Here is a 12965-nt window from a genome sequence, read left to right as displayed (position 1 = left end):
GGGCTCGCGATGACCTCCGTCAGTTCATACAGATCTGGGTATTACAGTTCCGCGATTCCGGCTGCAGTAATATCCAGCGACTGTGCCACGGAGAGGACACCCTGGGCTGTCGCCTGGGGGAGATCTTCCTGTGCAAGGATCATCCGGTACGTGTCCCGCAGAGCCTGCAGGGTCTTCCGGAATTCCATGAGTGTTTCCTTTGCGCCGGTATTGTTGTTGACACGGGACCGGTTCTGGGCCTCAAGGATCTGGATCTTTCCCTGCATGACCAGTTCATCGGCACGGGCTGTATCGACCCCGTTGTTCCCCAGGTTGACATTCATCATGCCGGAGCGGGTCATCACACCGCTGCACTGGTCGATAATGCTGGCAGTCCGGGTATCACCTGCAGCGGTACTTTTCGTGCTGCTGATTATCCGGGCGTATTCGACTGATGCAGTGTGGATCTTTTTATGTGCCAGTTCGATACCGGCATCATTCCTGGACCGGAGTGCTGCTGCAAGTTCTGTACGCATGGTGACGATCTCCTCGAGTTTCTTCTGTGCTGGGGCAATTTCATGTCCATTCTCCGATAGGGTTGAAAGTGTTCCCCGGGCCCGGCTCACCCGCAGGTCAAAATCAGCAAGTTCGGTATTTTCACGGATTGTCCAGTACCTGTCCATCAGGAGTGGCAGTTCAGGACTGCCTGCTACAGCAGATGCAATGTCCGCCCTGAGGGCAACCGGGTTTCCCCCGACTGTATTCATCTGCCGGTCGGTCTCCTCGCGGAACATGCGGGTGATCCTTCGAAGGTTCTCCAGTTCCGCATCGAGCATTGCATCTGAACCGGCAGAACCGAGCGTGTGGACCGAGGTATCGGTCTTCACCATCAGGTCAGATAAGGTACCTGTCGATCCATTCCGGGCCGCGATATACCGGATCGTTGCCTGCATCCCGACCTCTTCCTTGACGGCGAGGTAGACAAGGTGTGCCTGCCGGACCGCAGGCTGGTTCTCCATGATGGGAAACACATCGGAGGATCCGGGCCCATCAACAGCAACCTGCGGAACAGGAGCCGCCGATGCACCGGAAGGGAGGGTAAGGACTGCGAGGAGCAGCCAGCAGGATACAAACAGGAGTATAGTTTTTTTGTCAGGCATTCTCGTGAAACCTCAGGGAATCTCTTTTTCGATATACCTGGTAACGGAACACTGCATAGACGATCGGTGGAGACGATATTAAATGTGTAAAATCGCGACGGTTTGTTGATAGAACCTTCTGGTTACAGCAACAGGAGTTGCGGGACCGGCAGCCTTCCCGGGTTTTCACTCCCAAAATCTTCGCAGTCAAGATGTTATTTTTATATTCCGAAGAGCGATGCTCTATCTATGAATTACAAGGTCATCGCACTCGTGGTCATGTGCATCGCGGTTGTACTTGCAGCCGGCTGCACATCCACATCATCGAACGGGGCAATGAAATCCGTCCCGGTCCCCCAGGCAGCACCCGATTACTACAAGGGTGTGGATGCCCGTGCAGGCGGGAACAGCATTTTCGTCAGCGAAGAGGGTCGCTCTGTTACAGATTCCGTAAAGGTGGAGTCTGCAGGATCCGGAGTTGCCGGTGGCGCCATTGACACGAAGATCATCAAGACCGGGTACGTCACAATCGAAGTGAAGGATGTAACCGGTTCGGTCGAGGCGCTCAAGAGCCTGGTCGTATCGAAGAACGGGTATGTTTCTTCGTCAAGCATATCGGAAGGGTACAACAAACGGCTTTCGGGATCGGTCGTACTCCGGGTTCCCGCTGCTGAATTTGATGCAACACTGGCCGGTGTCAAGGCAATAGGCACCGTCAAGTCGGTCTCCACGCAGGGGCAGGACGTGACCGAAGAGTATGTCGATCTCCAGGCACAGAAGACCTCGTACGAGAACCAGCTGGCCCAGTACAACCAGATTATGAAGAGGGCGACCAACGTGAGCGACGTCATCGAGATCCAGCAGCAGATCGATCGTGTTCAGACACAACTGAACCAGCTTGAGGGCCGGCTCAGGTACCTGAACAGCCGCATCGACCTGTCGACCATCACGGTCAGCCTGCAGGAGCCCGAGCCGCTGGGCGGGGAGTCGGGCCCGTCCTTCATCAGCGCACTCAATGAAGGGATCTCCGGCTTCTTTGGCATGATCTACGGAATGATCGTCATAGCCCTGACCCTGCTCCCGCTCATCATCTTCGGTGCAGTCGTGTACGGTATCTACCGCTGGAGAAAAGGCAGGCAGCCGGTAACCGCGCCGGCAGAACCTTCTGAAAAGAAATAATCTTTTTTCCTCTGCTGTTCCGGCAGATACTCTTTTTTCCAGGATTGTCAGCGATCTTCCGTACTGGGAATCCGGCACACCAAGAATATGCAAGGGCGCGCCAACAGTTGGATCGCTTGGGGCCCCGACCGGCATACGGGTATCCGGGTCAGTCTGCCGAGCTTGAAGCCATGGTTGTGGATATGCAACCTGGCCGGGCGCTCTCTGCGATAACCAGGATAATGACAAATATGGAGGGAAGTGAGAGTCAGGAGCGATTGGCCTGAACAACGGATTCCGTGTGAGAGGGTCAGGTTGAAACACGTGCGCAACCTGATCAATGCCGGTTCGGGCAGATAGACAGAATACAGTACGGGATGTTCAAAAAAAAATTACGTGGCTGCCGTTGTTGCCGTGGCAGCCGGAGACGCGGGTGCCGGTCCTGCTTCGTACACAGATGCATCTACGGTCGTCTGAGTGGTGGCGATGGTAGCAGTTACCGTTGAGGTGCTGCTGCCGATACCACTGGTTACGGGTTCTGCTGCTGTGCCGGTCACCATGTCCACAGACAGGCTTACCGAGCCATGTCCCACCGTGGTACTTCCCTTTGAGAGGAGTGTTCCGTCCCGGTAGATCTCGACAAGGATCGGGTGACCGGAACCGTCAAGTTTCTCGAACGATGCAGTCACCGTACTGTTGGTCGCGTTCTCAACCTCCCACACCCGGTCGCCGGAATTACCCGGGACCGTAGTTATGAAATCCGTTGCGCCGTAACTGCCCTTGAAACCTCCGAGATAATTGATATGGACATAGATACCTTTTGGCGGGATTGATGCAGTAATCGTCTCTTTGACGACAACTGTACCGGGTTTCAGGATGGTCGAGGAGGATGAAGTCGGCGTGGGTGTACCATGCCCTGATCCATCGGTACCGGGCAGCCCGCCGCTGTTCAGCATTGGAAGGACGAAGAAGGCTGCTGCCGCAACGATCAGGATGACCACCACGGCACCTGCGGCGGTGAGGATAGTCTGCCTGCCAGGCATGTAACTCCGGCTGGGGGGTTTTGGCGGGGGAGGGGTGTCACCTGCATCACTGTACTGAGGAAGCGGTGAAGGGGCGGCTGCCTCAGAGGATTTGACCGGGGCTGTCGGTGGAACAGGACTGAGGCCGGGCGGTTTACTCTGTGCTGCGGGTTCTTCGAAGGGTGACACAGATTCTTCTTCGTCGTCCCAGGACAGCGGGTGCTTCATGCGGGGCTCTATCGGAGTGATCCGGAGGGCATCGGCAGGCACCCGTTCCGTGGAGCGCTCGATGAGCGGTTCAATAGACCGGATTTCCTCGTCGATCGGCCGGGTTGACGGCATCCGGGAAACGGGGGTGGTATGGATGGAAGGGATGGCAGGCGCTGCCGGCGCTGGAGAAGGTGCAGGGGCAGTCCTGGCGACAGGCGATCCGCAGCGGTTGCAGAAGACAGATTCCGCCGGGACGCGGTTCCCGCATTTCGGACAGAATAGCGAAGATGCCGGGGGTTCGGGCTGCCGTGCTGCAGGTGCCGGGGCCGGGGTTGCCGGACCGGTTGCAACAACCCTCCGGAGAGGGCTGATATCGTCAAGTCCGCTGCCGGCAAGGCGGTCATAGGCCGGAGTTGGCGGCGTCTGCTGGACTGGCGTGTGGACAACCTCATACCGGGGAGAGGGTGCAGGCTCGGCTTTTCTCGGGGCAGGTTCTGATACGGGGATCACCTTGCGGATGACCTGGTCATAGGAAGACGAGGCATGCTCCCGGATTATTTTTATCCATGCATCCCGCTCCTTGATACGGTTCCCGCCGGCCTGCCGGGAGAACGTCAGGATCATCTGCCGGGTTTCCCCGGTCTTGGCCATGACCGAAAGGGTCATGATCTGGTCCCGGATCGCGTTCTCTCCCGGTTCAACTTCCCGTATCGTGACAAGGGGAATTTCCTTGGGGGGAAGGAGGTTTTTTGCCCGGTCGATCAGGATGATCCGCTTGTTCGTGAGGATACCCTCGAAGGGGATAGACTTGACATAAACCCCCGGCGTCCTTACAAGCACTTTTTCATCACTGCGGAGTTCTGGGTCGCCCATGATACAACGTCCTGCCTGCTCTCCGGTAGTGGTTTGTCCTTGATTATGAAAAAGATATTTATCAGATTTCCGGTGAGGCGGATTTCATTTTTTTGGACCGGATGACAGGCAGGCCGCATGATACGAACCGGGAGGTACCGGTAACAATTTAAACACCCTGTGCAATGGTGTACGGTATGGAACACCCGTGGACTGTATTCCTCGTCGTGACATTCCTTCTCTGTTCCGCTGGCTGCCTGGATACCCTGTCCGGCGAACCACAGACGCCGGCCGCGACGCCGGTCCCAACAACCGTGATCACGACCGTGCAGCCAACGTGGGTACCACCGGAACAGTCATCCGACATGGCGCTCCAGCCATCCGACCTTCCTTCCGATTATGTCCTTCAGGATCGGACGGTTATGGCGCTCCATGATGTTTCTCAGATCGCACGCGAGCTCGGCTGGCGGCAGGGATACTATGTCTCTTATTACCGCAGGAATGCCAACAATAACGAGATTACGAGAATCCGGCAGTCGGTCAGCATCTTCCGGTCCGAAGATATCAACGGGATATACCTGCTCGCAAAGGAGGATCTTAAAGAACAAAAACTGACCCCGGGATCGCGGTACGAGATCCCGTTCCCGCAGGTCGGGGATCGGAGTATCGCGTTCCGGGAAACCAGCCCGTTCGATACCGAACATCCGGTGACGTATACCGTCATCTTCACGAAAAAGAACGTATTCGAGAAGATCACCATGTCCGGGACCAATACCGATTACGAGACCCTGAAACGACTGGTGCTGCGGGCAGAGGCCCTTATCGCGTGAAAACCGGTTCCCTCTTCATTTTAGTCATCCGGCGCACATAGTACCCGGTGGTCATGACGTTTACCTGCCGGCAGTGTGGTTCGTGCTGCATGTTCCTTGGCGATTATATCGTGATCGAGCGCCAGACCGGCCCGTTCTCGTTCGACTGCGAATCGGTCTCCACCGGGACCCCGTTCCGGGCGCAGGTCGATGAGGACAAGCGGGCGATCTTCCTCGACGATTCGTTCCCGGGGCAGCATCCGCATGCCTGCCGTTTCCTCCGCCCTGACGGAAACCTCCTCCGCTGCACGATCCACCGCGACAGCCCGCCGCAGTGCAAGTTCTACCGCTGCGTGGTGATGCGGATCCTGGATACGGAAGGTTGCCTCCGGGGGACCGTACGCGGGACGCTCGATCTCCATTCCGATGACCCGGCCCTCCGGGCCGTCTGGGAGCAGGTGGTGAAAGAACGGCCGAAAGATGACGGGGAGGCCGAAGCATGGATCGCGGCATTCCTGAAACGAAAGGGATACCGGGTGGAATAACCGGCAGCCTGTCCGAAAAGGGGGAGTATTTCCGGATTTCAGAGCGTTGGGACAACTGACGGGGTGTGCGCAGGCCCGTAGTAGATGCCGGAACCGAGCCACCAGGTGTCATCCACCTTCTCCACGTACCCGAGTTTCCTCTCGACCGTATTGTTGTGGACGGGATTGACGTAGGTATAGGTTGCAAAACCCGTGCCGTTATAGGCCGCCTCCCGCAGATTCGTGATGAACCAGGTGCCGTCCGCATCCGGCTCCTGCAGGCGGTTGACCCCGATCTTCTCCGGGTTCACCGGATGGGCGATGGTTGTGCCATTATAATCATATGCATAAATATACAGCACCCCGCGGAAGAACGACCCGTTCCTGTCGGAAAATTCTGAAAGGGCTTTCTCCTTCCCGTTCGCTTTTGCATACGCAACGGCTTCCTTCACAAACGCAACCATCTCTTCTTTCGTTGCAGTCTGCGGGGAAGGCGTTGGTATCGCCGTCACAGCCGTTTCAGGTGCTGCCACTGTCATGACCGGAACAGTCGTTGTTGCCGATCCTGGGGCGGACTGGGTGCATCCGGAACCGATGACAACAGCAAGGATGAGGAACCCTGCCCAGCCATACATGCAGAGATTCGGTATCATGGCACAATGATTGCGACGGATAGACGATAAATCCTTCAGTAGTCCGGGGAGAACCTTCCGACACTGACGGACGGATATCATCAGGGTACCGGGGCAGGTTCAGGAGAAATCCGGCACGTTTTTATGCGATTGGGCCGAGATGATCCGTCCATGAGAACGAGGGATGTATACTCTCTTTTGCTGATTGCTGCCTGCCTTCTCCTCGCCGCCGGATGCAGCCGGCCAGTACAGAAGGATGGTTCTGCCGCCCTGCCTGTTGTCACGACGGGAGCACCGGTCACCCCTGCGGCACCTGCCGGGAAGATCTCACCTGCTGACCTGACAGTACTGGTGAAGAACGCAGTTGCCCATGCCCGTGCAAACGGGAGGGAAAAGGCTGTCGCCGCCTTCAACAACCCGGAAGGCGGGTTCGTGAAGGATGGTGTTTATATTTTCGCCGAAGACTACACCGGAACCGCTCTTGCCGAACCCTTCGAGCACGGGATCGTCGGGACGAATATCGGGAACATGACCGACCGGTATGGCATCACCCTTGTGCGCAACCTGCAGGAGACCGCGGGATACGGGATCGGGTTTGTCAGCTACGATTACCCGAACCCAAACAACAACAACGTCATTGAGCCCAAGCTCTCGGTTGTTGCCGATGCCGACGGAACGTATTACATCGGTGCCGGCGGATACGCCGGCTCCGGCATGGTCTATCCCTCGACCGTCATTGGGCCGGCAACCCGGAAGTACACGATCAGCGACCTGACCTCGTTTGTGAAGAACGGTGTCGCGTATGCCCGGGCAAACGGCAGGGAAAAAGCCCTGCCGGCCTTCAACGATCCGGAAGGGCAGTTTATTGACGGGGAACTGAGCATGATCGCCGCCGACTACAATGGCACGGTCCTTGCAAACGGCATCAGCCCGCAGACGGCAAACGAGCACATCAACCTGATCAATTACCATGATCCTGACGGCGTACGTACGATCCGGGAGATGCGCGACCTGGTACGGAACGGCGGGGGATTCTCCTACACGGTTGCAGCAGTGACAAAAGACGGGAAGACATACTATGCACCCAGGATCGATTATGCAGAACCCGTGGACGATACGTACTGGATCTTCTCGGGGATCATCATGCCGGAGTACGAGCAGCTCCGCGACGGCAACCTCACGGGGATTGTTGTCCGGAACCATACCCGCACGGAACTCTACGACCTGGTGAACCGTGCGGTCACCTATGCACACACCAACGGGAAGGAGAAGACGCTTGCCGAGATCAACAACCCGGAAGGATCGTTTGTCAATGGCGACCTCTTTGTCTGGGCAGAGGACTTCAGCGGAACAATCCTAGCAGACCCGTACTGGAAGGAAGGGATCGGGAAGAACTACTTCAACGAAACCGATCCCAACGGGGCAAAGATAACGCAGGTCAGTATCAACGCTGTCCGGAGCGGGACGGGGTTCACCCATGTGATGTTCCCGGACACCTCGGCAAACAGTTCCATGGCAGTACCGAAACTCGTGTACATGAAACCAGTTGACGATACGTGGTGGATAGGCGGCGGCATTTACGGTATCCAGGTGCCGTAAAAGAAGCAAAGGTCCGGTTTTTTCGGGAACTGATCCAAAATAATTTTACCCTTATAAATCCACCGGCAGAGTATGAAACCAGTATTTGCCGTCAGTCTTTTTTGTATCGCTGCATTCCTTGTCATCGTCAGCGGCTGCACCACTCCGGAACCCCGGCCGACAACACCTGCGCCGCTCATCATCACCACGACCACCACTCCTGTCCCGGAACCGACGCTGTATCCGGGCGCCCTTTCCCTGAACGAACAGGTTCCCTTCGGCATTGCCGGCCGGAACGGCACGGCAACCGTGTACAAGGCAGAACTCCGCTCGAGCTACCAGTGGTCTTCACCCACCTACAACAGTCCCCGGGCACAGCAGGAGGCCGGCGAATCCCTCTTTGCCACCCAGCATGGCTACAATACCCGGAAAGCCAGCGAAGGAAATACCTTCGTTTTCGTGTATGTCCGGCTCGAAAATACCGGAAAAGAGAATATCGTTGTACCTTCACCCGGCCAGTTCATCCTCCACTATGACGGAAAGACCTACCCGTACGGTTCCGTTGGAGGATCGGATGTGACGGTGAGTAGCGTCAGGGTCGGCCAGTACGACTACCAGATCGGGCGTGGCGGTGTTGCCGGGTCCCTCCAGCCGGGCCAGAGCAATGCAGCCGACGGGTTCCTCATCTATGAGGTTCCGGCAACGATCGACCTGTCGAAGGCAGCCATGGTGGTTGTGCTCGATCCCGAGCATACGTCGGCGTGGAAACTGGCATAACGAATGTCATCCTTTTTCGGATCCTATGAAAACCCGGAAACCGGGAGAGTGCCCTTCATAAAACAGGATGGTACCCCCTGACGCTGACCAAACTGCTGTACGGGAGAGATTGAACATGGAACCCATGCAATTCCTGACCAGTCTTGGACATTTATTACTCGTCGCCATATTTCCCGTATCTGCTGCTGCCGCGGGCTGGTTCACGAAGAACAGGATCACGGCGATCGTCACCGGAATACTGCCACCGCTCCTCCTGGTAATTCTCGTAATTGTCAATACCGGTTCATTCGCTGCGTCCCGGGATTGGCTGAAGGATGCAGCAGTATACTATTCCGGTCTTATTCTCACGGGTGGGCTCGCAGGATTCTTCGCCTCGTATCACGAGAGACTGAGGCTCGTTGCAGCATTCGGCTGTGTCATTCTCTTTGTGCTGATATTCCTGTCCGGTATCCGGTAACGTTTTCGCAGCACCACGATCTGGAGACAAGGTCATGCAAAGGACAGCGCACGTTGTCGACGACAACAGAGGATTTGGAAAAATGAATCAGAAAAACGCTTTTACGCCCAGGTCGGAATTCGAATCCGAGTCGATTGCGTGACAGGCTTGACAATCAAGACCCAAATTCTGTTTATTTTACCCGTGAGGAATTAAACAGTTTTGTTAGGTATCGCTCTAGGGGAATCACAAGGAATAGTGTAAACATCATCAAAAAAGTAGGTTCGGAGGTATGGTCAACTCTTAATGGAGTAATCAATACACAAACCCTTGAGAATTTATCAGAATACTTCACATCCAAATGTAAGAGTATTTCGGCATTGGAAAAGTGTTTCAATTACACGCGCGCTTTCTTTAATTACCTCTATAAACTCAAGATGGATTCAAAGATTCTATCTTATCATTCAATATTTGAAAAGCCAAAAAACAGACATCCAATCAAATTGCTAACCTCCCGTATCATCGTTCAGGAAGATATTCAAAAGGCATTAGGCGAGATAGAAAATGATTCAGTGTTATCCGATGCCAAGAAACTAAACTATCGGTCTTTGATCCTTTTCCTTTCGTATTCAGGTCAAAGAACCATAACAGCGTCGCGCTTAACAGTTAATCAATTCAAGATGGCATTAGAGCAAAACCCACCTGTTCTAACAGTGAATGCAGAACAAGATAAGATCCGAATGGCTCATTATGTGCCGTTGCATCCTGTGATAATTCCACTGATTGAGAAGGAAATCGATGGAAAAACAGATACCGATTTGGTCTTTGATTATCTCGGCTTACAGAGATGGTTCAAGCATCATCCAATAACCATGAAACACACAGCAGGAAATCTTCAGCAAAGAGATTTAAGAAAATTTTTCGAGCAAAAGAGTGACGAGTTAGGATTTATAGACGCTAACAAGAATTTTATTATGTCACATGGAACATGCTCCATCAGTTGGACAAGTTACAAACAATTCCTTCCGGAAAATGTGTATAAAAGATACATAGAACATTGGAGGGATGTTAAAATCGGTTAACTATATTGTTTCACAAGAAAAAATGTTGTCGATGGATGAGAAGAACAAAAAAAAATGGTTCCGATTTTTACCCGTTATTGGTTTGTTCTTATTTGCATATCTTTTTTCGAACATGATAGCAGTAGCAATCCCATTTTTCGAGATCTCATTAATTTTTCAGATTATTACAGCAATTTTCACATTGATAATATGTATCTGGGCATACGTTGGATTCAACTACATCTCCAAGAATGAAAATAAACCGACGGCGATCATTAAAGTGTTTATTCTTTTCTTAGTGATTTGGTTAGTTTTCCAAATTTCACTTATATCTGGATTACATTTTGAATACGCAAAAACTCAAGACTATTATTCGAAAACATACACCAATCTACTAGAAACTCATTCTAATGATAAGCTAACGGCATCTTGGTCTTTAACAAAACAATATTATCAACTTTTAATTAAGACATATGGTAAGGTTGGATCTTATATACCCAATAGAAATGCCGGATGTCTACCCTTCTCTCTTCCTTTATATGAGTTCTATATGAACTCCCTCGACGGTTATCAAAAAATGATTATTGTTCAACAAAAAGGCAATTGCGGAGAATTCACCCAATCTATTGCATTCTTATTAAATGACACGACAAAATTTCCCACTCGTATGGTTATCTTTGAAGGGCTTGATCATATGATGCCTGAAATTGAAATCGATGACCAATGGTGGGTTTTTGATTTGGGATATCTTACACAAGAAAAACCTGTTCGTTCTAATGATCTTGCCAGTTACATTTCAAAAAACGACAGTGAAAAAATTGCATACATGTACCCTATTTCTGAAAACACATCTCTGCTGAGACAACATGGATTTAATCAGAGTAATATTACAATAACGTCGTATGCGGAAGCACCAGGAAGTGTGTGGGATGGTAAACCTATAAAGGGAGTAACTATCGAGGTCTTTGCAGTCAAATACGGTAATGATCCCCTAGTTTCTAAAGGAGTGACTGATCAAAATGGACAATTTTCAACGATATTAAATTCAGATAAACAATATGTCTTAATTGGAAGCTATGAACCGCTCCCACTATTCCCGAAATATAAAGGAGTGGCTCTTGTATCTCCAATAGTCTCAGATAATTTATCGATAAATGTTAATGTAACCAATTACAGTTAGAATAGCATTAGAGATATTTTCAGATAATTGTTCTTCAATCATCAGAATCCATTACTAATTATCCAATAATTCAATTCATCTTGAATCGATTTTTCGCAGTCGTTGATATCAAATTCGTTATAATTTTTACCAATAAGATCAGTCGGTAACTTCTCTAGTGATTTCTCTTTTAATAGACAAACCGGTTTACCAAGTGCTTTTAAAAATCCAACTTCAAATGCGACATTGGGATTATATTCGGGATCTTCAATGACTTCAAAAACAGCGACTCCAAAGTCGCAACCGTGTAGGTAAGTCAATATATTGTAATACAAATCCTCATGAAAAATCAAGGAATCTGCTCGAAGCCCACTTATTTTATTATTTTTCAATGCTGTTGTGATTACGTCGAGAATTTCCCTATGTTGGGCAGTTGCTCCAAATCGCATCATTATGAAAGCCGTTTTTTCTGGAGGGGGATAGAGTTGTTTGTATCTTTTTAAACTATCTTGAATTGCAGGTAAGATTATTGGAATATTTCTTGAATCAGTTTCTACCTCTTTTATTTTCTCGCTCCATGGGAATGGATCTCCACAACTTTCACAAAATGTTGGAACTATTGCTCCAATTGAAGTTACATCAACCCCATAATTTCCCTTTTCTAAGAAATACTCTCTTCCTTTAATTTTTGAATTACATTTTGGACATGAAGTTATTTTTTTTGCACCACAGAGAGGACAAAATTGTTTGCGTGACGATGGATCATTCTGATAAGAATCTGTAATCATATGACCATTTAGACAAATTTGCTGAACATCAAATCCTTGTGGATATAGACTCATTAAATTTAATATAACCTTTTTACCAGAAAAATCGTTATGATTAAAAATTTTGAAAAATTTATTTTTAAACATCCGCTTAAAGGAATTTTGACTTACTTATTCCACATCTTTTTTGCCATTATGAGATGGTCTTTTAAAATCAAAAGTAATGTATTGTAGCGATACTAGAATACACCAAAGAGATCATACATCATGTTTTAGTATAATCATAACACACGGCAACAAAAATGTGTAAAGATGAATACGTGCATATAAAACATGAACTTGTTTATAAATATGAAATTTTACGTCGAAGTACGTATATGGATATATAAACAAAAATTTTGTACATACATTCTTTTCGGTCATATATGGCTTCCAACTTACTCACAGCATACATTTGTTGTTCCTGGCAAGGATAGGCATGTTTTGATATGATTCTGAGCACTGGGGCGTGTGCATTGTCTGAGTATCACATTTGTATTGTCTGGCTGAATTTCCCCATCTTTTACGTGCACTGGTTTGTCATATACGTATGAAATCTCACGACGTTAGTACGTGTTAATAAAAAATATTTTTTGAATATACGTATGAACTTTTGAGAATGCGAAATTTTTCCGACGAAGTGTCGCTTAATTGTGTTTTATTATTTCGATGATTACCTTTTTCGTCATTCCTAATCTCAGTACTTCTCTAAATATTCCTCCATGAACTTTGGATAGTCAACAACAAAACCAACCCGTGGTCAGCTGAAAGAACGAAGAGCCGAAACGACCGTAACAAATTTGAGTTTTTTGCGGAGTCCTTC

12 protein-coding genes are annotated in these 12965 nt (G+C 50.3%); 8 read left to right on the top strand and 4 right to left on the bottom strand.

Translation table 11 applies throughout. The features are described 5' to 3' along the window. Positions 1 to 41: 41 nt before the first annotated feature. On the bottom strand, positions 42 to 1139 hold the full coding sequence (locus A4E33_RS10665; protein ID WP_292347997.1) for a hypothetical protein: 1098 nt from the start codon (positions 1137 to 1139) through the stop codon (positions 42 to 44). A 228-nt stretch (positions 1140 to 1367) separates the two neighbouring features. Here A4E33_RS10665 and A4E33_RS10660 point away from each other — a divergent pair, with 228 nt between their 5' ends. Beyond that, positions 1368 to 2297: a DUF4349 domain-containing protein gene (locus tag A4E33_RS10660; RefSeq protein WP_292347995.1), complete on the top strand. Its 930-nt coding sequence runs from the start codon at positions 1368 to 1370 to the stop codon at positions 2295 to 2297. A gap of 371 nt (positions 2298 to 2668) precedes the next feature. Here A4E33_RS10660 and A4E33_RS10655 read toward each other — a convergent pair whose 3' ends face one another. Next, a complete protein-coding gene (locus tag A4E33_RS10655; protein WP_292347993.1) occupies positions 2669 to 4381 on the bottom strand; it encodes a zinc ribbon domain-containing protein in 1713 nt (570 codons plus the stop codon). 176 nt (positions 4382 to 4557) lie between these two features. Here A4E33_RS10655 and A4E33_RS10650 point away from each other — a divergent pair, with 176 nt between their 5' ends. Both A4E33_RS10650 and A4E33_RS10645 read left to right on the top strand, forming a co-directional pair. After that, positions 4558 to 5190 (top strand): hypothetical protein, encoded by a 633-nt coding sequence (locus tag A4E33_RS10650; RefSeq protein WP_292347992.1) that lies wholly within the window; start codon positions 4558 to 4560, stop codon positions 5188 to 5190. 53 nt (positions 5191 to 5243) lie between these two features. Beyond that, a complete protein-coding gene (locus tag A4E33_RS10645) occupies positions 5244 to 5714 on the top strand; it encodes a YkgJ family cysteine cluster protein (protein ID WP_292347990.1) in 471 nt (156 codons plus the stop codon). A 38-nt stretch (positions 5715 to 5752) separates the two neighbouring features. On the opposite strand, the gene A4E33_RS10640 is transcribed toward A4E33_RS10645, so the two are convergent. After that, positions 5753 to 6346, bottom strand: coding sequence for a cache domain-containing protein (locus A4E33_RS10640; protein ID WP_292347988.1), 594 nt, complete (start codon positions 6344 to 6346; stop codon positions 5753 to 5755). Between the two features lie 150 nt (positions 6347 to 6496). Here A4E33_RS10640 and A4E33_RS10635 point away from each other — a divergent pair, with 150 nt between their 5' ends. The 5 genes from A4E33_RS10635 (at position 6497) to A4E33_RS10615 (ending at position 11357) form a co-directional block, all read left to right on the top strand. Next, on the top strand, positions 6497 to 7924 hold the full coding sequence (locus tag A4E33_RS10635; RefSeq protein WP_292347986.1) for a cache domain-containing protein: 1428 nt from the start codon (positions 6497 to 6499) through the stop codon (positions 7922 to 7924). Between the two features lie 72 nt (positions 7925 to 7996). Further along, positions 7997 to 8680 (top strand): DUF4352 domain-containing protein, encoded by a 684-nt coding sequence (locus A4E33_RS10630; RefSeq protein ID WP_292347984.1) that lies wholly within the window; start codon positions 7997 to 7999, stop codon positions 8678 to 8680. Positions 8681 to 8795: 115 nt separating this feature from the next. Continuing rightward, positions 8796 to 9137 carry a hypothetical protein gene (locus A4E33_RS10625; protein WP_292347983.1) on the top strand — a complete coding sequence of 114 codons (342 nt, stop codon included), beginning with the start codon at positions 8796 to 8798 and terminating at the stop codon, positions 9135 to 9137. A 134-nt stretch (positions 9138 to 9271) separates the two neighbouring features. Then, entirely contained in the window at positions 9272 to 10198 is a 927-nt protein-coding gene (locus tag A4E33_RS10620) for a hypothetical protein (RefSeq protein ID WP_292347981.1), read from the top strand. Positions 10199 to 10229: 31 nt separating this feature from the next. Continuing rightward, positions 10230 to 11357, top strand: a complete 1128-nt coding sequence (locus A4E33_RS10615; protein WP_292347979.1) for a hypothetical protein — start codon at positions 10230 to 10232, stop codon at positions 11355 to 11357. A 41-nt stretch (positions 11358 to 11398) separates the two neighbouring features. Here A4E33_RS10615 and A4E33_RS10610 read toward each other — a convergent pair whose 3' ends face one another. Further along, positions 11399 to 12178: a DUF2321 domain-containing protein gene (locus A4E33_RS10610; protein ID WP_292347977.1), complete on the bottom strand. Its 780-nt coding sequence runs from the start codon at positions 12176 to 12178 to the stop codon at positions 11399 to 11401. Positions 12179 to 12965: the final 787 nt, after the last annotated feature.

The organism is Methanoregula sp. PtaB.Bin085, from assembly GCF_002067035.1.
In the GTDB taxonomy this organism is placed as follows: Archaea; Halobacteriota; Methanomicrobia; order Methanomicrobiales; family Methanospirillaceae; genus Methanoregula.
Note: the sequence above shows the minus strand (reverse complement) of the source record. Positions and strands in the feature narration are given on the sequence as shown.